Raw genomic sequence first — 20,933 nt, 5'->3', positions numbered from 1 at the left:
CCGCATGCCCTCGACACAGCCCGAAGGGGGCCGCCGCAACTCTGGGCGGAGCGCCCTCGTCGTCGGCGGTGGCATCTCGGGTCTCTGCGCTGCCCTCGAACTCCGGCGGCAAGGCCTCGATGTGACGGTCCTGGAGGCTACGGGGCGATGGGGCGGCTGCGTGGGGATCCATGAGGTGGGCGGCCTCACGCTCGACAGCGGCGCCGAATCGTTCGCCACGCGCACGGACGCTGTCAAGGCGCTATTGGACGAGCTCGGGCTCGCGGACGAGGTTGTCGTCCCGCATCCCTCGGGAGCATGGGTCCAGCTTCCCGAGCGGGCTGAGGAACTCCCGAAGGCAGGGGTTCTCGGTATTCCCTCGAACCCGTGGGATCCCGAGGTGCGTTCCGCCGTCGGCTGGTGGGGTGCAATGCGCGCGAGCCTTGACCGTTATCTTCCCGTCCGCAACTCCCAGGAGAAGGCGAGCGTGGCCGCGGTGGTCCGCGCCCGCATGGGCCGACGGGTGCTCGAGAGGCTCGTGACCCCCGTTGTGGGCGGCGTGCACTCGGCGGACCCGGCGCTGCTCGACATCGACATGGTCGCGCCCGGGCTCCGCCAGCTCATGGCGGAGCGCGGTTCGCTCTCCGCCGCAGTCGCGGCCCAACGCGAGCGCATCGCGTCGAAGGCGGGTGCGGGCACGAAGGCCGGCTCCGCCGTCGCCGGGATCCGGGGCGGCATGAACCGCATGATCACGGCCCTCGTCGCGCGCTTGACGGACGACGGCGTCCACCTCCTGAGCGGCATGCGCGCCGAGCGCCTCGATCGGCTCTGGGGAGGGTGGCGCGTCGGGGCGATAGCACAGGACGGCTCCCGGGAGTCGTACGACGCGGAACTCGTCGTCGTCGCCCTCGGGGGGCCAGCCGCCGTCGAACTCCTCTCGGACGCCGTGACCGAGCTTGCGGGCCACGAGCCGGTGCCAGGGCCGGAGGTCAAGCTCGTGACCCTCGTCCTCGACAAGCCCGAGCTCGACGCCCGCCCGCGCGGCACCGGCGTCCTCGTGGCACCGCAGGCGCCGGGGATCAGCGCGAAGGCGCTCACCCACGCCACCGGGAAGTGGCCCTGGCTCGCCGACGAGGCCGGTCCTGGCACGCACGTGGTGCGGCTCTCCTACGGGCGCGCCGAGGACGATGCCCAGCCGCCGCGGGTGTCGGAGCCGGAGACCGACGATGAGCTGTTCCGCGCTGCGCTCGCGGACGCCTCGACTTTGCTGACGGTCACGATCACGCCGGAGGACGTGCTCGGGTGGGACGTGGTGCGGTGGGAGGGCGCCCTCCCGTTCGCCATGGTGGGCCACCGTGAGCGGGTCGCGGAGATTCGCCGCCTTGTCGCGGCTCAGCCAGGCCTCGCGGTGGTCGGCGGCTGGGCGGCGGGGAACGGTTTGGCGTCGGTGGTGCCGGACGCTCGGGCCCAGGCCATCGAGCTCGCGGCCCGCGCCCTATGACGTTGATCACTTCTGCGGCTCTACAGACCGTAGAAGAGGTTTTGAATTCGATTTTGGCCTGAACGAAGGAGCACACTGGAAGCCATGAGCCACACTTTTGACGAATCTGTCACCAAAACTCGGCCGGAGGGTGACGCCACCCCCGAGGCTCCCGAGCAGCTCTTCTTCACCCTCTGGACTGTCTTCGGCCGCGTCCCGGGCACCGACGCCCCCTCGGCCAGCGCCGTCTCCGATTTCGAGTCGCTCGTGGCGCGCCTCGGCGAGAAGGGCGTGACGGTCCGCGGCCTGTACGACGTCTCCGGCCTCCGCGCGGGAGCCGACGTCATGGTGTGGGTCCACGGCCCGAAGGCGGAGGACCTCCAGCAGGCCGTCCGCGACATCCGCCGCACCGAGCTCTTCGCCGGCACCGAGCAGACGTGGAGCGCGATGGGCGTGCACCGCGAGGCCGAGTTCGCGAAGAGCCACACCCCGGCCTTCTCCCGCGGCGTCGAGCCCAGCACGTGGCTCACGGTCTACCCGTTCGTGCGTTCCTACGAGTGGTACCTGCTCCCCGCCGACGAGCGGTCGCGCATGCTCCGCGACCACGGGCTCCTGGGCCGCGACTTCCCGCAGGTCATTTCGAACACGGTGTCCGCGTTCGCCCTCGGCGACTGGGAATGGATCCTCGCCCTCGAGGCGCCCGAGCTCGTGGATCTCGTGGACATGATGCGCCACCTCCGCTACACCGACGCGCGCAACCATGTGCGCGAGGAGATCCCGTTCCACACGGGACGCCGTGTCTCCGCGGCCGAGGTCGCCGAGGTCCTCTCGTGAGCATGCCCGCCGGACTTCCCGAGGTGCTCGAGGTCTCCACCGCCATCAATCCGGTCACGGAGGCCGGGCGGATGGAGCCGAAGCAGTACGACGCCGTCCTCCTTGCCTCGTTCGGCGGCCCTGAAGGCCAGGACGACGTGATCCCGTTCCTCCGCAACGTCACCCGTGGGCGCGGCATCCCGGACGAGCGGCTCGAAGAGGTGAGCCATCACTACCGGGCCTTCGGCGGCGTGAGCCCCATCAACGCCCAGAACCGCGAGCTCAAGGCCGCCCTCGAAGCGGAGCTCGCCGCGCGGGGGATCGAGATCCCCGTCTACTGGGGCAACCGCAACTGGGACCCCTACATCCCCGAGACGCTTCAGAAGATGTACGACGACGGCCATCGCCGCGTCCTCATGGTCACCACGAGCGTCTACTCGTGCTATTCGAGCTGCCGCCAGTACCGTGAGGACATCGGCGTCGCGCTCGAGGAGACCGGGCTCGCCGGCCGCCTCGAGGTGGACAAGGTCCGCCAGTACTTCGACCACCCCGGTTTCGTGGAGCCCTTCGTCGAGGGGACGACGGCGGGACTCAACCAGGTGCGCGAGGCCCTCGGCGCTGCTGACGGGTCACGGGACGGGGAGATCCGCGTCCTGTTCTCGACGCATTCGATTCCCACCCGTGACGCCGAGGCCGCGGGCCGTTCCGGGGCGGAGCCGCGCGAGTTCGAGGGCGGGTCGGCGTACGTGGCCCAGCACCTCGCCAACGCCCGCGCGATCGTGCGGGCCGTTGCGCCCGATGTGAAATGGGACCTGGTCTACCAGTCACGGTCCGGTGCACCGCACATCCCGTGGCTCGAGCCCGACATCAACGACCACCTCGAGGCGATCGCCGCAGGCGACGGCGATGAGCCGTCCGTCAAGGGCGTCGTCATCGTGCCGCTGGGCTTCGTGAGCGACCACATGGAAGTCGCCTGGGACCTCGACACGGAGGCCCTCGAGACGTGCGAGAAGCTGGGCGTCGCCGCCGTCCGCGTCCCGACCCCCGGCGTGCACGGCAAGTTCGTGGCCGGCCTCGTGGACCTCATCTGCGAGCGGACGAGCCAGGACACCATCGCGGACCGCCCGCACGTGACCGATCTCGGCCCCTGGTACGACGTGTGCCGGCCGGGGTGCTGCGAGAACTTCAGGGGAGCGAAGCCGGTAATAGCAGAAGCGGGAACAGCGGCGGGAACAGCGGCGGGAACAGCGGCGGGAACAGCTGCCGGCCCTGGGACGGAGCGCTGACCATGTCCGTCCGCATCGGGACGCGTGGAAGCGCACTCGCCCTCACCCAGACGCAGCAAACTGCCGACATGCTCGCCGCCGTCGGCGGCTTCGAGACCGAGCTCGTCCGAATCAAGACCGAAGGGGACGTCCGGACCGGCTCGCTGGCACAGCTCGGCGGGACCGGGGTCTTCGTGGCGGCCCTGCGTGAGGCGCTGCTCGCCGATCGCTGCGACGTCGCGATTCACTCGCTCAAGGACCTTCCCACCGGTGGAACTCCCGGCCTCGCGCTCGGCGCGATTCCCGAGCGGGCAGACGTCCGCGACGTGCTGTGCGCCCGCGATGGCCTCACGCTCGCGCAGCTTCCCGAAGGGGCCAAGGTCGGCACGGGCTCGCCGCGCCGGGCGGCTCAGCTGAGGGCGGCGCGCCCGGATCTCGAGGTCCTCGACATCCGCGGCAACGTCGACACCCGGCTCGGTCGCGTTCCCGGCCTCCCGGGCAACTCGGCTGGTTCTGTCGGTGGCACGACTGGCGACCTCGACGCCGTCGTCCTCGCCGCGGCCGGCCTCAGCCGCCTTGGGCGCACCGAGGTGGTCAGCGAGTACTTCGAGCCCGACGTCATGCTGCCCGCGCCGGGGCAGGGCGCGCTCGCCGTCGAATGCCGGCTCGACGACGCACCCGCGCGCGAGAACGGGGTGCTGGTGAAGGATGCCATCCAGGGCGTGCTCGCCCAGGCCCTTGCCGCGATCGACGACGCAGACACTCGCCTCGCGGTGAGCGCCGAGCGGGCACTCCTTGCCAGGCTCGAGGCCGGCTGTGCCGCCCCTGTCGGCGCGCTGGCCCGCCGGAAGGGAAGCCTCCTCTACCTCGACGCCGTCGTGTGCTCGCCCGACGGAACCCGAAGCGTCCGGCTCAACAAGGCAACCGACGGCCTGACGGACGTCGGCGCCCACCTTCTGGGCATCGAGCTCGCGGAGGAGCTGTTGGCGCAGGGCGTCGCCGAGTTCGCGGAGCTGGGCGCCTGAGCATGACGATCGAGGATCCGCGGTCCGACGCCCCGCTCGCCGGGCGGCGGGTGCTTCTCACCCGGAGCCCGGATCGGGCCGGCGCGATGGCATCCGCGCTTGCCCGCGCGGGGGCCGAACCCCTGCTGCTTCCCCTCATCGACTTCGAGCGCGCGCCCGAGGCCCAGCCGCTCGCTGAGGCATTGGAGCGCTTGGCCGCGGGGGAGTACTCATGGCTCGTGGTCAGCAGCATCACGACCGTGCGGGCGCTCAAGGAAGTCGCTGCAGAGCGCGGAACGAGCCTGAGCGAGCTGGTCCCGGTTGGGACTCGGGTGGCCACGATCGGGCCGAGCTCGCGGCGAGTGCTCGAGGCGGAGGGGCTGCGCGTGGACCTCGCGCCCGAGGGCAGGCAATCCGCCGAAGGCCTCCTCGAGATGTGGGCCTACTCCGACGACGGCGGAGCGGCGGGTTCCGCCGGAGCCAGCGCCGTGCGGATCCTCCTCCCGCAGAGCGACCTCGCCGCGCCGACCCTTGCCGAGGGACTCGAGGAACGCGGTTGGGCCGTCGAACCCGTCATCGCCTACCGCACCGTCGACTATCCGGCGGACCCCGGGCGGCGACTCACCGCGGAACTAGCCGTCGGCGCCGAGCCGAGCTCCGCCGTCGTCCTCTCGCCCCAGGATGCGAACGCCGAGCTTGCCGAAGGACGGCTGAGCGCCGTCGTCGCAGCATCGCCGAGTGCCGCCCGCCGTATCCACGAGACGCTGAACCCCCTGGACGCCACTCTGCTTGTGGCGATCGGGCAGCCCACGGCCGAGGAACTGCGTGCGCTCGGCCTCGGCGTGGCGGCGACAGCGGCACAGCCGACGCCCGAGGGGATCGTCGACGCCGTCGTGCACGCTCTCTTGCTGACCCCTGGAATCTCTCCTTGGAAGGACACACCGTGAGCTTCCCGATCCACCGCCCGCGCCGCCTCCGCCAGACCCCGGCTCTGCGCCGCCTCGTCGCGGAGACCCGTCTCCACCCCGCGGAGCTGATCCTGCCGGTGTTCATCCGGGAGGGGCTGACCGAGCCGGCCCCCCTGCAGTCGATGCCGGGCATCGTGCAGCACACGACCGATACTCTCAAGCGCGCTGCGGTCGAGGCCGCGGAGCTCGGGCTGGGCGGCATCATGCTGTTCGGCGTGCCGGAGACCCGGGACGCCGTGGGCTCGGCCTCGCTCGATCCCGAGGGCGTCCTCAACGCCGCCATCCGCAGCGTGCGCGCCGAAGTCGGGGACGACCTCGTGGTGATGAGCGACGTGTGCCTCGACGAGTTCACGGACCACGGACACTGCGGGGTGCTCGACGCGCAGGGTCGCGTCGACAACGACGCGACTCTCGAGATCTATGCGCAGATGGCCGTCGCCCAGGCCGAGGCCGGCGCTCACGTCCTCGGGCCCAGCGGAATGATGGACGGCCAGGTCGCGGTGATCCGCCAGGCGCTCGACGCCGCCGGGCAGCAGGACGTCTCGATCGTCGCCTACGCCGCGAAGTATGCCTCGGCGTTCTATGGCCCGTTCCGCGAGGCCGTCGACTCTCAGCTCAAGGGCGACCGCCGCACCTATCAGATGGACGCGGCCAACCGTCGGGAGGCGATCCTCGAGGTGGAGCTCGACCTCGAGGAGGGTGCGGACATGATCATGGTCAAGCCCGCCATGAGCTACCTCGACATCCTCGCCGACGTCGCCTCGATGAGCCCGGTGCCTGTTGCGGCCTACCAGATCTCCGGCGAGTACGCGATGATCGAGGCGGCGGCGGCGAACGGCTGGATCGACCGGAAGGCATCGATCCTTGAGTCCGTGCTCGGGATCCGCCGGGCAGGCGCGAATCTGGTGCTCACGTACTGGGCTCCCGAGATCGCGGGCTGGCTCCGCGAGGGGTAGCCGCGAGTCGCGCGGGAATGAAGCGGCAGAGGAGGCGGTTTGCATGCATATGCATGGAACAAGTGAGCAGTCGTCCACCGTTCTCCTTGGCCTCAACACGTTCGGCGACGTCGGCACGAGTGCCGACGGCTCGCCGAAGCCCCACGCTCAGGTGATCCGCGAGGTCGTCGAGGAGGGCAAGCTCGCGGATCAGGTGGGGCTGCACGCCTTCGGCGTGGGGGAGCACCACCGCAAGGACTTCGCGGTCTCGGCGCCCGAGGTCCTCCTGGCCGCAGTCGCCGCCGAGACCCAGAACATCCGGCTCGCTTCCGCGGTCACGGTCCTCTCCTCCGACGACCCCGTCCGCGTGTTCCAGCGCTTCTCGACGCTCGACGCCATCTCGCAGGGCCGCGCCGAGGTGATCCTCGGGCGCGGATCGTTCATCGAGTCCTTCCCGCTGTTCGGCCTGGACCTCGAGGACTACGAGGTGCTCTTCGAGGAGAAGCTTGAGCTCTTCGACCGGGTGCGATCCCAGAAGCCCGTCCACTGGGAGGGCCGCACGCGTGGTCCCATCCGAGGCCTGACCGCGTATCCGCACCTCGAGGAGGGGCTCCTCGACACGTGGATCGGCGTGGGCGGAACGCCGCAGTCCGTGGTTCGGGCCGCGCACTACGGCTACCCGGTGAGCTTCGCCATCATCGGCGGGGAGCCTGCCCGCTTCGCGCCGTTCGTCGAGCTGTACAAGCGCTCGCTCGAGAAGTTCGACAAGCCCTACACCCAGCTCGCGACGCATTCGCCCGGGCACGTCTCGGACACGGATGAGCAGGCCCGCGAGGAGCTTTTCCCGCACTGGCTCGCGATGCGCAACCGGCTCGGCGCCGAGCGCGGGTGGGGCCCCGGCAGCAGGACCGAGTTCAATGCGCAGGCCTCCCGGGCCGGTGCCCTCTACGTCGGCTCGCCGGAGACCGTGGCCCGCAAGATCGCCGACACCCATCGCGCCCTCGGCACGGAGCGATTCGACCTCAAGTACTCCAACGGGACGCTCCCGCACGACGCCATGATGAAGAGCATCGAGCTCTTCGGCACCAAGGTGGCCCCGCTCGTCGCCGACATGCTGGCGTAACCACTGCGCTCCAGTCCGCTTCTTCGGCCCGCGGATCGTGTCGCCCAGCAACGCGCCGCGGGCCGAACTGGTTGGGAAGTCTCAAGCGGACAGGAACGCATGGACGGTGCCGCGGGAGGCGCGGGAACCATAGGAGAGAATGGACCCATGACCACCTCCGAGGACCTCTACAGCCGTGCCCGCTCGCTCATGCCCGGAGGGGTGAACTCTCCCGTCCGCGCCTTCGGGTCCGTGGGCGGCACGCCCCGCTTCATCGTCTCGGCCAAGGGCGCCTACGTCACCGACGCCGACGGGCGCGACTACGCCGACCTCGTGTGCTCATGGGGTCCGGCGCTCCTTGGCCACGCGGTGCCGGAGGTCCTCGACGCCGTCCACGCCGCAGTCGACCGGGGCCTTTCCTTCGGCGCGTCGACGCCGGACGAGGCGGCTCTCGCGCAGCTGGTAGTGGGGCGCGTGCCCGCCGTCGAGCGGCTGCGGATGGTGTCCACCGGCACCGAGGCCACCATGACGGCGATCAGACTGGCGCGCGGCTTCACGGGCCGCGATCTCGTGGTGAAGTTCGCGGGCTGCTACCACGGTCACGTGGACGGCCTGCTCGCCTCGGCCGGTTCCGGCGTGGCGACGCTTGCGCTTCCCGGATCCGCCGGGGTCACGGCCGCGACGGCCGCCGAGACCCTGGTGCTGCCGTACAACGACCTCGACGCCGTGGAGGCCGCCTTTGCCGAGCACGGGGGCCGGATTGCCGCCGTCATCACCGAGGCGGCGCCGGCGAACATGGGCGTGGTGCCGCCGGCCGAGGGCTTCAACGCCGGGCTCCGCCGCATCACTGCTGAGCACGGGGCGCTGTTCATCATGGATGAGGTGCTCACAGGCTTCCGCGTGGGACCCGCGGGCTACTGGGGCCTGACCGGCCAGGGCGAGGGCTGGGCGCCCGATCTCTTCACGTTCGGCAAAGTGATCGGCGGAGGAATGCCGGTCGCCGCGCTCGGCGGCCGTGCCGACGTCATGGAGTTCCTGGCGCCTCTCGGGCCGGTGTACCAGGCGGGCACGCTCTCGGGGAACCCCGTGGCGATGGCCGCCGGCGTGGCCACCCTCTCCCTCGCGACCGACGAGGTCTATGCCCACATCGATGCGCGCTCGCAGGAGCTCTCCGCCGCGCTCTCCGACGCGCTTTCAGCCGAGGGCGTGGACCACTCGATCCAGCGCGCGGGGAACCTCTTCTCCGTCGCCTTCGGCACCTCCGAGCGCGGCGTGCACAATTACGCCGACGCCCAGGCGCAGGAGGCGTTCCGGTACGCGCCCTTCTTCCACTCGATGCTCGATTCCGGCGTGTACCTGCCGCCGAGCGTGTTCGAGGCGTGGTTCCTGTCGGCAGCCCACGACGACGACGCCATGCAGCGCATCTACGACGCCTTGCCAGGCGCGGCGCGAGCCGCAGCGGCCGCGACGCCGGGCGACGCCGTCGTCCACGGCGACTCGCCTGCCGAATCGGACCCGTCGCTCACGGCGAACTGAGGCGCCTCCTACACCGCCTTGACGATCGCCGGCACCTGCTCGGCGAGCAGGGCCACGCCGATGCCCAGCATGACCACGCCGCTTGCGAGCGTCACGATCTGGGCTCGGCGTGGTGCCGAGCGGAGCAGGCGGCGTGCCCCGACGGCCACGAGGCCATAGACGATGACGGTGATCGCCACGTGGGTGAGGCCCATCGCCACGGTCTGGACGGGAACCGGGACCGACGAGCCCGCACGCACGAACTGCGGCATGACGCCAGGAAGAGCAGCAGGCCCTTCGGGTTGATGCCGCTCGTTCCCGCGCCCCGCAGGAAGTCGGCGAACGCTCCGCCGGCCGCCCCGCCGGTCGGCGCGTCCGCCGCGCGGTAGCCCGCTCCGCGCCAGCTGCGCGCCGTCGTGACCCCCAGCCACAGGAGGTACAGCGCCCCGGCGACTGAGAGCCAGGCCACGATATCCGCACGGGCGGCGAGGAGGACTCCGAGGCCCGCGGCGACGAGCGCCGTGTGGGCCACGTATCCCGTGCACAGCCCCGCGATCGAGGGCGCAGCGGAGCGCTCCCGAAGCCCGGCCGAGATCGTGTAGGCCCAATCCGCGCCGGGGGTGAGGGCGAGCGTGAGGGAGACGGCGGCGAATCCCAGGAGGGGCGTGAAGTCCATGCGGCAAGAGTAGGAAAATTGACGCGAAAAGTGCTCACCTCTTCTCGCCCGGCATCGAGTATCTGGGATAGATTCTCTCCGTGATCGACCAACTCGACCGAAGTATCTTGCGCGTCCTCCAGATGGACGGAAGGATCACCGCGACGGCGCTCGCCGCGGAGGTGGGCCTGACCCTCGCTCCGTGCCATCGCAGGCTCAAGGATCTCGAGGCCGACGGGGTCATCCGCGGGTATCGCGCCGAGGTCGATCCCGCCAAAGTCGGCTTGGGCTTCGGGACCATGGTGTTCGCGACCCTGCGCGAGACGTCCAGAGAGGCGATCAAGGCCTTTGAGGCGGCGGTCGTCGAGGAGCCGCAGGTCGTCGAGGCGTACCGCCTGTTCGGCGACCCTGACTATCTGCTCAAGTGCGTTGCCGAGGACCTGCCCGGCTACCAGCGGCTCTATGACGAGCGGCTCGCGGCGCTCCCTGGCTTGGCCAAGCTCACCTCGACCATCGTGATGCGAGATCTGAAAGGAGTCGGCGGGCTGCCGCTCTGAGGCGCCTGGAGGGCTGGACGGAAAAGGGCGACGGCGGCACCCCGGTGAGTGCCGCCGTCGCCCTTTCCTGTGGGACGCCTCGGATCTTTGGGGCGCCTCAGAGCACGTCGCTGAGGAAGCGCTGGAGGCGATCCGTCCGCGGATCGTCGAAGATCTGTCCCGGCGCGCCGCTCTCAACCACGACGCCGCCGTCCATGAACGTGACAGTGTCGGAGACGTTCCGGGAGAAGCCCATCTCGTGGGTCACCACGACCATGGTCATTCCGCCCTTTGCAAGGTCGGCCATGAGCGCGAGCACCCCCTTGACGAGCTCGGGGTCGAGAGCTGAGGTCGCCTCGTCGAAGAACATGACCTCGGGCTTCATCGCGAGCGCTCGGGCGATCGCAACGCGCTGCTGCTGGCCGCCCGAGAGCGTCGCCGGACGCACATCGGCCTTGTGCTTGAGCCCCACGAGGTCGAGCTGCTCGAGTGCCTCGTCGCGGGCCTGGTCCTTGGGCAGCTTGCGCAGCTTGCGGAGCGCGAACGCCACGTTGTCGCCCACCGTCATGTGCGGGAAGAGGTTGAACTGCTGGAATACCATGCCGATCCTGCGGCGCAGCTCGTCAGGGTTGTCCTTCAGCACTGACTTTCCGTCGAGCAGGATGTCGCCCTGGTCCGGCTCGATGAGCCGGTTCATGACGCGCAGGAGGGTCGACTTTCCCGAGCCGGACGGGCCGATGACCGAGGCCGTGGTGCCGGCTGGCACGTTGAGGTCGATCCCGCGGAGCACTTTGTTGCTGCCGAAGGCGAGGTGGATGGCCTTTGCCTCGAGCGATCCAGACGAGAACTGGCTCATTCGTGGGCTCCCTTCCCGACGACGGCCGCGACCTCGTCCGGTTCCTGCTTCTCCGCGCGGCTCTGCGCCCGGCCCGTGCGCAGCCGGGCATCGATCCAGTTGACGAGGTGCGTGAGCGGGACAGTCATCGCGAGGTAGAAGATCGCCGCTGCCACGAGCCCCGACAAGTTGCCGCTCTGGGCGGCCTTGTCCTGACCGATCTGGAATAGCTCGCGCTCAGAGGCCAAGAGTCCGAGGGTGAAGACGAGGGACGAGTCCTTGATCAGCGCGATGAACTGGTTCACGAGCGCTGGCAGCACACGGCGCACCCCTTGGGGGACGACGACGAGTCGCATGGACGGGCCGTAGCCGAAGCCGAGCGCGCGCGCCGCCTCGAGTTGGCCCTTCTCGACGCTCTGGATGCCGGAGCGGAAGATCTCGCCGATGTAGGCAGACGAGATGAGCGAGAGTGCCGCAACGCCCATGGGGTACGGGCTCGTCACCCCCGTGAGCTCGCGGAAGGCAGGTCCGAAGCCGAGGCCGACCGCGAGGATGGTGAGGATCGCCGGGAGTCCACGGAAGACATCCGTGTACACCCGGGCGATCCACCGTGCCACAGGATTCCGGGAGATGCCCATCAGGGCAAGGATCATTCCGAGCACCGTGCCGATGATCCCGGACGAGAGAGCCAACACGATGGTGTTCGGCAGCCCGACCGTGAACATGGCCGGCAGGACCTCGCCGATGACCCTCCAGTCGAAGAAGGTCTCGCCGAGATTGTTCAGGTAATCCATGTGGCGCCTATCTGTTGACTACTTGGCTGCAGTGACCTGAGCGGCCTTGCTGCCGGGCTTCCAGCCCTCGGGGGTCTGTTCCTTGAGGGTCGGGCGGTCGGGGTACCACTGGGCCGTGAGCTTGGACCAGGTGCCGTCGGCGATCACTGCGTCAAGCGCCGAGTTGAGGGCCTCCGTCAGGGCCGGATTGTCCTTGGCCACGGCATAGGCCGTGAAGTTCTGAGTGTTGACCTTCTTCTGGGCGATCGTGGTCCCGTCACCCGGCTTGACCTGGCCCTCGGCCTGCTGCGAAGGGGCAACCCAGGTGTCGATCTGGCCGCTCTTCACGTTCGCGTACACGGTGTTGTAGTCCGGGAAGCGAACGGGCTCGAGCTTGAGGGTGTTCGTCACGAAGTCGTCCTGGACCGTACCCTGCACGACGCCGATGCGGACGCCCTGCTTGAGATCGTCGAAGGTCTTCACCTTTGCGTTCTCCTTCGTCACGATCGCCATGTAGCCGTAGTCATAGCCGTTCGTGAAGGCCACCGTGTCGCGGCGCGCGTCCGTGGTGGAGATCGAGGAGGAGCCCATGTCGAACTGCTTGGTCTTGACCTGCGCGAGAAGGCTCTGGAACTTCGTCGAGACGAACTCGACCTTGAGGCCGAGCTTCGCCGCCATCGCCTTGAGCAGTTCGTTGTCGTAGCCCGTGAACTGACCAGTGGCGTTGTCGAGGTAGATGTTGGGCGGAGCGTCCGAGAGAGTTCCGACCTTGATCGTGCCCGGGGTGATCAGGTTGAGCTTCGACTTGTCGATCTTGTCCAGAGGCGTCACCGAAGCGGTCGTGTACTTGTCGGTGGACTGCTGGTCCGCGCCCTTGAGGGCGTCGGTGGGGCTACCGGACGACGTCGAACCGCCCGCGCCGCACGCAGCGAGCGTGAGGGCGACGACGGCGGCGACCGGGGCGGTCACAAGCCACTTGGGGGACTTGAGCTTCATGGAGCCTTCGCTTTCGTGTGGTGAATGCAGGGCGCGCGAAGAGTGCGCGGGGTGCGCGGCTCGCGCGACTGGGCTGCATACCATTATGTGCGGGGCCCGTGAAACATTCTTTTTCAGAACATATTCCGCAACACTCCTGATCCTCCCGAAGAAAATTCGGTCTCTGGTCTCCTTGCCTCGTTGGAAAAAGCTCAGCGCCGTTCAGCGTGAATGAATGCGAGGCGTCAGGCCGCCGAGTGCGCCGAAATAAGACTGTGAGTTGTGTCTCAAATGCCGGACATGTGCCCGATGGCGGCTGAGAATCGCGGCGCTAGAAGCCGCCGCGGCTCGCGTCCACAGGGGCGAGCACCGGCCATTCGCCTTCGACCACTGCGGCTGGCTTGGTGCGCCTGAGGTAGGTCTGGAAGTCCGCCGCCTGCTCGAGTGACCAGCCGACCTGACTGCGATGGAGCGCTTCGGCGGGCCTGTCCAGCTCGGGGAACTTGACCACCATTGCCTCGAGCAGCTGGGCGGCGGCGAGAGCATCGGCTGCGGAAGTGTGAGCCTCGTCGAGGACGATCCCGTAGTCGTCGCACAGGGCTCCGAGGGTCCTCTTGCCTTTCCGATAGCGCTCGACCTGCTTGTTGATGACGTAGGGGTCGAGCACTGGGAAGCGCGTGAGCTGGGGCAGGCCGTGGCGGGCGCATTCGGCGGCCATGACCGTGAAGTCGTACGAGGCATTGAACGCGACGACAGGAACATCCTGATCGAAGAGCTCCTGAAGCACTTTCGACACCTCTGCGACGACGTCCCGGGCGGGCCGGCCCTCCGAGCGTGCGCGCTCCGTGGTCACTCCGTGGACCTGGGCGGCCTCTGCTGGAATTTCGACGCCGGGGTCGGCGAGCCATTCGTGGTGGGCCTCCACCGATCCCTCGGCGCCCAGCACCACGATGCTGGCCGTGACGATCCTCGCGGCGCGGGCGTTGCGCCCGGTCGTTTCGAGGTCGAACGCCGCCCTGGACTTCGTCTTCCACGTCATGACCCACACGGTATCGACGGGCACCGACATTCCCGGGAGAGGCTCGCCGAGCCCCTAGGCTGGGAACCATGCGGGACGAGTTTGTGGAGGCGGTGCTGGCCGTCGTCGAGCTCGTCCCTCCGGGCACCGTGCTTGCCTACGGAGACGTGGCCGAGCTGCTCGGCATGGGTGGCCCTCGCCAAGTCGGCACCGTCCTCTCCCGGCACGGCGGCGGAGTCCCCTGGTGGCGCGTGATCAAAGCGGCCGGCGGCGCGCCGGAAGGCCATGAGACGGCCGCGCTGGCCAAGTACATCGACGAAGGCACTCCGCTGCGAGGCGACCTGCGGTCGGGGACCTGGAGGGTCGATATGCAGCGCGCCCGTTGGGCACCGGACGATGCCGAGCTGGATGCGGTGGACTCCATCGCGGACGCGTTGTGGGAACGGGTCCACGGTCCGCGCGGAAGAATGTCGGACCCGGATGGTGAGCTACGGCCATGACGGATTCGACAGTCCAGGGGATGCGCCTCCTGCCCCCGCGGGAGCGCTCCTCGGCTGGCCCCTGGGCGCCGTCGCCCGACCAGCAGGCGATCCTCGAGCTCCGCCAGGGGTGCGGCCCCGTGCTGGTCTGGGGTGCTCCGGGGACCGGGAAGAGCCGGGTCCTCGTGGAGGCGGCGGTCACCCGGGTGGAGCGGGATGGGGTGGACCCTTCCCATGTCCTGATCCTCGCTCCCTCCCGCGCAGCGTCCGCCCGGCTGCGGGACGCCTTCACGGCGCGGTTGAACCGCAGCCTGAGCGCTCCGCCCGCTCGGACGTGGCAGTCCTATGCGTTCGACCTCATCCGGCGCGCGCGGGCCGAAGGCCGTCTGGAGTGGCTGCCTCGCGCTCCACGCCTCCTCTCCGGCGCCGAGCAGGATCTCATCGTGAAGGAACTGCTCGAAGGCCACCGCTCTATGGGCCGCGGCCCCGAGTGGCCGGCGAGCCTGACAGGCGCCCTCGCCACCCGGGGCTTCCGGCATGAGGTCCGCGAGCTCTTCGACCGCGTGACCGAATACGGCGCGACCGCCCGCGATCTTGCGGTGCTGGGACGCCGAACAGGAAAAGGCGAATGGGAAGCTGCAGCCCAGCTGTACCGGGAATACCGGGACGTCCTCGAACTCCGCATGCCGGAGGCCTTCGATCCTGCGGGCATCATCACCGCGGCGCGGCAGATCCTGCTCGATGATCCGGAACTCCTCGAGGCCGAGCGTTCCCGATTGTCGGTCCTCGTCATGGATGACGTGCAGGAGTCGAATCCCGCAGTGCTCGAGCTCCTCGCCGTGATCGGCGCAGGGCGGGACGTGATCGCGGCAGCGGCGCCCGACGTCGTCGTGCAAGGGTTCCGAGGCGCGCGTCCCGACCTCGTCCCGCGGCTGCGGGATCTCCTCGGGCACGTCACCGAGAGGAGCCTCAGCACTTCGCACCGTCTGCCGCCGGACATCGCGACGGCCTGGCAGTCAGTGGCGTCGCGCATCTCGGCGGTGCCGGGGGGCCAAGCGGCGCGCCAGCTCGACCACGCCGCCCTGTTCGAGCCGGCGAGTTCTGTCGAGGCGCACGTGTTCCACTCGCCCATGCACGAACTCCGGTACCTCGCGCACCGCATTCAGGACGCACGTCTCCTCCGTGACGTGGGCTATGGCGACATGGCGATCATGCTTCGCTCCGGGACCAAACTGGCGCAGGTCCAGAGATTCCTGGCAGCTCAGGGGATCCCCGTGAAGGTGCCTGTTGCCGAGACCGCAGTGCGCGACGAGGCGGCCGTGCGGCCGCTCCTGACCGCTTACCGCATCGCGCTCGAACCCGGAGAACTCACGCCAGAGGCCGCCGTCGAGCTGCTCTCGTCCCGCATCGGCGGGGCATCGGCGCTCGAGCTCCGGCGGCTGCGCCAAGCGCTGCGGCAGCTCGAACTCGCCAGCGGAGGTGGGCGCGCCAGCGACGCGCTCCTCGTCGAAGCGCTCGTGGCTCCCGGAGTCTTGGCTGAGCTGGGCGTCGAAGGTCAAGCGGCTCGGCGGATCGGGCGGATGCTCGAGCAGGGTCGGAGGGCCGCCGCGGAGCCAGGAGCAACCGCTGAGACCGTCCTCTGGGCGCTCTGGGAGGCTGCCGGGCTGTCCGAGCGGTGGTACAGGCTCGCGGTCGAGGGAGGCCAGCTCGGACTGCGGGCAGATCGGGACCTCGACGCCCTCATGGCCCTCTTCCACACCGCCGAGCGCTACGTGGACCGATTGCCCGGCGCCTCTCCGGCCCAGTTCCTGGACTACCTCGTCGAGCAGGAAATCCCCATGGACACCTTGGCGCCCCGCGCTCAGGCGGACGACGCCGTGGAGCTCCTCACGCCGGCAAGCGCGGCGGGGCGGGAGTGGCAGCTCCTGTTCGTCGCTGGCCTTCAGGATGGGGTCTGGCCCAACAACCGGCTGCGTGGCGAACTCCTCGGCAGCACGATGTTCACGGACTGCCTCGAGCTGGGGCCGGTCGACGCGATGCTCGTGACGCCGCGGAGCCGGCTGCGGGACATCCGCTACGACGAGCTCAGGATGTTCTCCGCCGCCATCTCGCGCGCTTCGGAACGGCTGGTCTGCACGGGTGTTCGCTCCGAGGATGAGGTGCCCTCGCCGTTCCTCGATCTCGTGGATCCTCTGCCCGACGGCCAGTCCCTGCGCCCCTTCACGGATGTGCCTCGCGCGCTCGGCCTGCGACCGCTCGTGGCCGAGCTGCGCCAAGCGGCGGAGGAGGGCGGACGGGACGCTTCGCACGCCGTCGACCTTCTCGCCCGCTTGGCCCGTGCAGGAGCTCCCGGCGCGCACCCCGAAGACTGGTATGGCCTCGCGGCGATGACGGGACCGGGCCCCGTGGTTCCGGACGGACAGACCGTCTTCGTTTCCCCGTCCAAGGTGGAGACCGCCACGAAGAATCCGCTGGACTGGTTCGTAGCGGCGGCGGGCGGCGAACCGGCCACAGATTTCGCGCGCAGCCTGGGAACGCTGGTGCACGCCATCGCCCAGGAGCTGCCGCATGGAACCGCCGCGGAGTATCTCGGCGAGCTCGAACGGAGGTGGCCGAGCCTCGGCCAGGACGACTCCTGGGAAGCGCAGCGTGACTACGAACGGGCGCGGGCCATGCTCACCAAGCTCTCCGCGTACGTGCGGACGAGCGGCCGCGAGCTGCTTGCGGTGGAAGCGGATTTCGAGGCCCCTCTCGCGGCCGTGGGGTCCTCGGAGATCGCCCAGCGCACGGTGATCAGAGGGCAAGTTGACCGGCTTGAGGTCGACGACGACGGACGTCTCGTCGTCGTCGACCTGAAGACCGGCAAGAGCAAGCCGAAGTCGGCCGATGTCCCGCGCCACGCGCAGCTCGCCGCCTATCAGGTTGCCGTCGCCGCAGGAGCCTTCGGAGACGAGGCGACCGATAGCCGGCCCGGTGGCGCGGAGCTGGTCCAACTCGGAGACTCCGCCAAAAACGTGTCGGTTCAGCAGCAGCCTCCGCTCGACGAACCTCAGTGGGCGGTCGAACTGGTGGAGAGGGCCGCGGAGACGATGTCAGGAGAGGTGTTCGCTGCACGTCATGACGCCGCAAACAGCTTCGCCGGCGGCTGCCGCCTGCCCGAGATCTGCCCACTCTGCTCTCGGGGAAAGCAGGTGACTGAGTGACAATCGGTCTCGACGCCGAACTGGTGGAGGGCATCGACGGCCCTCCCGAATCCGGGCTTCCCGAGCCGCGATTCACGCCAGAGGAACTCTCCGAGCTGCTAGGCCAGCACCGGCCGACCCCTCAGCAGTCCGAGATCATCTCGTCCCCGCTCGCGCCGAGGCTCGTCGTCGCGGGCGCTGGTTCCGGCAAGACGGCGACGATGGCTGACCGCGTCGTCTGGCTGGTGGCCAACGGCTGGGTACGCCCGGACGAGATCCTCGGAGTGACGTTCACCCGGAAGGCCGCAGGTGAACTGTCGGCCCGAATCCGCGCTCAGCTCGCCAAGCTCGCTCGGGCAGCCAGGCAGCGAGGGCTCACCCTTGCGCCCGGGGTCCTGGACCAGGAGGCCTTGGATCCGACCGTCTCCACCTACCACTCGTTCGCCAACGGCATCGTCCAGGACCACGGCCTGCGCATCGGAGTGGAAAGGGACGCCGTGCTCCTTGGAGCAGCCCAGTCGTGGCAGCTCGCCTCGACCGTGGTGGAGGCTTACGACGGCGCGATCTGGGAGGGCTTTCCGGCAAGGAGCACGCTCGTGGGGGCCGTGATGGCGTTCGCCTCCGAATGCGCCGAGCATCTGGCCGATCCAGAGCAGGTCCGGGCGTGGCTGAACGACGAGGCCGAGCGACTGTCCTGCCTTCCGCCTGTCCTCGCCGGAGGTCGGGGGCCAGCCGCCGCTGCAGCCAAGCTGGTCTCGACGCTGCGATCCCGCGCCGCCGTCGCCGGTCTCGTGGTGCGCTTCGGCGAGGCGAAGCGCCGCCGCGGTGCCCTGGATTACGGGGATCTCGTCGCCCTCGCCGCTCGGATCGCGCGGGATGTGCCGGAAACCGGTCGACTCCTCAGAGCCCAATACCGTACCGTCCTCCTCGACGAGTTCCAGGACACGTCCCACGCGCAGACCGTCCTGTTCTCGCAGCTGTTCGGCCACGGACACTCGGTCATGGCCGTGGGGGACCCCAACCAGTCGATCTACGGCTTCCGGGGCGCCTCGGCGGGCCAGCTCGCCTCGTTCCCCGAAACGTTCTCGGAGCTCCTCCCCGACGGGAGGCGAGGGCGGGCGGCAGTGAGCCATCTCACCACCGCTTGGCGCAACAGCGTGTCCGTGCTTGCCACGGCCAACGTCGTCGCTGGCCCACTGCGCCGCCCCGCCCCCTACGCGCCGACGGCGGCTCGGGCGGAAGTCCGCACGCTCGAACCCAGCCCGTTCGCCGGGCAGGGCACGGTTCGCCTCGGTTGGTTCCGGGACGAGCTCGAGGAGGCGGCAGCCGTGGCCGACGAGCTTCAGGCCTGGTCTCGTGAGCACGGCGCGAACGCTCCCACCATGGCCGTCCTCTGCCGGAAGCGGGCTCAGTTCGCGTCCATCCAGCGTGAGTTCGACCGTCGTCGCATGCCCTACGAGGTCGTCGGGCTGGGTGGCCTGCTGGACACGCCGGAAGTCGTCGACGTGGTCAGCACCCTCCGCGTCATCGCGGATCCGGGACGCTCCGACGCCCTCATGCGCCTGATGGCCGGCGCCCGCTGGCGCATCGGACCGGCGGACCTGATGGCGCTCGCAGACTGGTCACGCCATCTGGCGGCGAGGCGGGCGCGCGCGGCGCGGCCGGGCGAGCAGGATCTCGACGCGCCGGGAACGGCGGAGGAGGTGCTTGTCGAGGGCGACCTCGCAGAAGCCGCGAGCTTGGTCGAAGCGCTCGATCGCCTTCCGCGCCCGGATTGGGTCTCCGGGGCAGGGCGGTCGATCAGCGAAGAGGGGCTTCACCGTCTGGGCCGTCTGCGGGACGAGCTCCGGACCCTTCGGATGCTCAGCTCCGACGACCTCGGCACCCTCGTCGCCCACGTTGAGCGCTCACTGCTCCTCGACATCGAACTTGCGGCCCGTCCGGGGGTGTCGCTCCATCAGGCGCGTCGCAACCTCGATGCCTTCCAAGAAGCCGCAGCCTCGTTCCTCGCGCAGTCCACCTCATCCGAACTGCTGGCCTTCCTAGCATGGCTCGAGGCCGCGGCGCAGGAGGAATCGGGGCTGGACATGGCGCCTAGCGAGCCCACGCCCGGGGCCATCCAGCTGCTGACTGTTCACGCCTCGAAGGGGCTTGAGTGGGACGCCGTCGTCGTGGCCGGTCTGAATCATGGTGCCTTCCCCAGCGGCGGCAACGACCGTTGGACCAGCGGGCACGAGGCGCTTCCGTGGCCTCTGCGAGGCGACAGGAGAGAGCTGCCCCAGTGGGACGCCGACCAGGCGGACCTGAAAGGATGCGTCGAGGCGGAGAAGGCTTTCGCTGAGGACGCGACGGAGCACTCCGAACGGGAGGAGCGCCGCCTTGCCTACGTCGCCTTGACGCGCGCCAAGAGCCTGCTCGTGGTCACGGGCTCTGCGTGGTCCGCGAGTCGCGCTAAGCCGGCAGGCCCGTCCGTGTTCCTGTCCGAGTTGCGGGACGCCGCCGAGGAGCAGGGATTCGAGGTCCTCTCGTGGATCGACGACGCAGAGTTGCCAGCCGAGAACCCCCTGACCGCGGAACCCGAGACTGCGCTATGGCCCTACGATCCGCTCGAGGGGCCCCTCGATGCGGCAACGGGACAGCGGCGCAGTCTCGCTCCAGGGCGGCGGGAGGCGCTCGAGCGCTCGGCCGCCGCGGTTCTCACCGCGCTCCATGGACCTCCCGCTGAGCAGCTCCCGGCACCCTCGGCGAGGGTGCGGTCATGGCTGCGCGAAGAACAGCTGCTGCTCGCGGACCGCGCCAAGGCCGACGACGGCGGGGGAGTGCGTCTTCCAGAGCATCTGTCCGCGTCGGCGCTCGTCGCGCTCGGTGAGGATGCCGAGGCGGTGATCCGCCAGCTCCGTCGGCCTGTGCCCCGACGTCCGGGCATGGCGGCACGCCGCGGAACCGCCTTCCACGCATGGGTCGAGGAGTACTTCGCGCAGAGCGCCATGCTCGAGCTCGAGGGCCTCGACCATGCCGACGAATTCGTGGACGAGGCCTACGATCTGCCGTCCTTCGTGGACGCGTTCAAGGCGTCGGAATGGGCGCACCGGAGCCCCGCGTTCGTAGAAGTCCCCATCGAAACCCGGGTGGGACCGGTCGTGGTGCGCGGGCGCGTCGATGCCGTCTTCCGCAACGCGGACGGGACGTGGGAGCTCGTGGACTGGAAGACCGGCCGGGCGCCCACCGGTCGCGACGCAGCCGCCCGCTCGGTCCAGCTCGCGGTCTACCGCCTCGCCTGGTCGCGCCTGCACGCCCTGCCGCTGGATCAGGTCACCGCGGCGTTCTTCTACCTCGGGGATGGTCAGGTCGTGCGCCCCGACCGGCTTGCGGGGGAGGCCGAGCTCGAAGGGATCATCACCCGCGCGCTCGGATAGTCC

At 69.6% G+C, this 20,933-nt stretch carries 17 protein-coding genes; 12 read left to right on the top strand and 5 right to left on the bottom strand.

The genetic code is table 11. The annotated features are described in order from the left end of the window. Positions 1–4 precede the first annotated feature (4 nt). From hemG to hemL, 8 genes are all read left to right on the top strand, one after another. Positions 5–1,480, top strand: a complete 1,476-nt coding sequence (gene hemG / locus E5679_RS05315; protein ID WP_138414043.1) for a protoporphyrinogen oxidase — start codon at positions 5–7, stop codon at positions 1,478–1,480. A gap of 84 nt (positions 1,481–1,564) precedes the next feature. After that, positions 1,565–2,293, top strand: coding sequence for a hydrogen peroxide-dependent heme synthase (gene hemQ / locus E5679_RS05310; RefSeq protein WP_138414042.1), 729 nt, complete (start codon positions 1,565–1,567; stop codon positions 2,291–2,293). A gap of 2 nt (positions 2,294–2,295) precedes the next feature. Beyond that, complete coding sequence (locus tag E5679_RS05305; protein ID WP_138414310.1) at positions 2,296–3,558, top strand: ferrochelatase; 1,263 nt, start codon at positions 2,296–2,298, stop codon at positions 3,556–3,558. 2 nt (positions 3,559–3,560) lie between these two features. Further along, entirely contained in the window at positions 3,561–4,562 is a 1,002-nt protein-coding gene (gene hemC / locus E5679_RS05300; protein WP_138414041.1) for a hydroxymethylbilane synthase, read from the top strand. 2 nt (positions 4,563–4,564) lie between these two features. Then, entirely contained in the window at positions 4,565–5,488 is a 924-nt protein-coding gene (locus E5679_RS05295; protein ID WP_138414040.1) for a uroporphyrinogen-III synthase, read from the top strand. After that, a complete protein-coding gene (gene hemB, locus E5679_RS05290) occupies positions 5,485–6,465 on the top strand; it encodes a porphobilinogen synthase (RefSeq protein ID WP_138414039.1) in 981 nt (326 codons plus the stop codon). The genes E5679_RS05295 and hemB overlap by 4 nt, the downstream gene beginning before the upstream one ends. A 43-nt stretch (positions 6,466–6,508) precedes the next feature. Beyond that, on the top strand, positions 6,509–7,567 hold the full coding sequence (locus tag E5679_RS05285) for an LLM class flavin-dependent oxidoreductase (protein ID WP_138414038.1): 1,059 nt from the start codon (positions 6,509–6,511) through the stop codon (positions 7,565–7,567). A gap of 147 nt (positions 7,568–7,714) precedes the next feature. Then, positions 7,715–9,082, top strand: coding sequence for a glutamate-1-semialdehyde 2,1-aminomutase (gene hemL / locus E5679_RS05280; protein WP_138414037.1), 1,368 nt, complete (start codon positions 7,715–7,717; stop codon positions 9,080–9,082). A gap of 91 nt (positions 9,083–9,173) precedes the next feature. On the opposite strand, the gene E5679_RS05275 is transcribed toward hemL, so the two are convergent. Continuing rightward, entirely contained in the window at positions 9,174–9,737 is a 564-nt protein-coding gene (locus E5679_RS05275) for a LysE family translocator (protein WP_338055884.1), read from the bottom strand. Positions 9,738–9,817: 80 nt separating this feature from the next. Between E5679_RS05275 and E5679_RS05270 the strand changes: the two genes are divergently transcribed. Continuing rightward, positions 9,818–10,273, top strand: coding sequence for an Lrp/AsnC family transcriptional regulator (locus E5679_RS05270; protein WP_138414036.1), 456 nt, complete (start codon positions 9,818–9,820; stop codon positions 10,271–10,273). A gap of 97 nt (positions 10,274–10,370) precedes the next feature. On the opposite strand, the gene E5679_RS05265 is transcribed toward E5679_RS05270, so the two are convergent. The 4 genes from E5679_RS05265 to E5679_RS05250 form a co-directional block, all read right to left on the bottom strand. Beyond that, the gene (locus E5679_RS05265; RefSeq protein ID WP_138414035.1) at positions 10,371–11,108 is read right to left on the bottom strand and encodes an amino acid ABC transporter ATP-binding protein; all 738 of its coding nucleotides are present in this window, start codon (positions 11,106–11,108) and stop codon (positions 10,371–10,373) included. After that, entirely contained in the window at positions 11,105–11,881 is a 777-nt protein-coding gene (locus E5679_RS05260) for an amino acid ABC transporter permease (RefSeq protein WP_138414034.1), read from the bottom strand. Before E5679_RS05260 ends, E5679_RS05265 begins: the two co-directional genes overlap by 4 nt. An 18-nt stretch (positions 11,882–11,899) precedes the next feature. Continuing rightward, entirely contained in the window at positions 11,900–12,856 is a 957-nt protein-coding gene (locus E5679_RS05255) for a substrate-binding periplasmic protein (RefSeq protein WP_138414033.1), read from the bottom strand. 310 nt (positions 12,857–13,166) lie between these two features. After that, entirely contained in the window at positions 13,167–13,904 is a 738-nt protein-coding gene (locus E5679_RS05250) for a 3'-5' exonuclease (protein WP_138414032.1), read from the bottom strand. 38 nt (positions 13,905–13,942) lie between these two features. Between E5679_RS05250 and E5679_RS05245 the strand changes: the two genes are divergently transcribed. The 3 genes from E5679_RS05245 to E5679_RS05235 are packed head-to-tail and all read left to right on the top strand — an operon-like array spanning position 13,943 to position 20,930. Beyond that, positions 13,943–14,353 carry an MGMT family protein gene (locus E5679_RS05245; protein WP_138414031.1) on the top strand — a complete coding sequence of 137 codons (411 nt, stop codon included), beginning with the start codon at positions 13,943–13,945 and terminating at the stop codon, positions 14,351–14,353. Further along, entirely contained in the window at positions 14,350–17,535 is a 3,186-nt protein-coding gene (locus E5679_RS05240) for an ATP-dependent helicase (protein WP_249335972.1), read from the top strand. Before E5679_RS05245 ends, E5679_RS05240 begins: the two co-directional genes overlap by 4 nt. Then, positions 17,532–20,930, top strand: a complete 3,399-nt coding sequence (locus E5679_RS05235) for an ATP-dependent DNA helicase (RefSeq protein WP_249335971.1) — start codon at positions 17,532–17,534, stop codon at positions 20,928–20,930. The genes E5679_RS05240 and E5679_RS05235 overlap by 4 nt, the downstream gene beginning before the upstream one ends. Positions 20,931–20,933: the final 3 nt, after the last annotated feature.

It is taken from the genome of Sinomonas gamaensis (assembly GCF_005876955.1).
GTDB classification, from domain to species: domain Bacteria; phylum Actinomycetota; class Actinomycetes; order Actinomycetales; family Micrococcaceae; genus Sinomonas; species Sinomonas gamaensis.
Note: the sequence above shows the minus strand (reverse complement) of the source record. Positions and strands in the feature narration are given on the sequence as shown.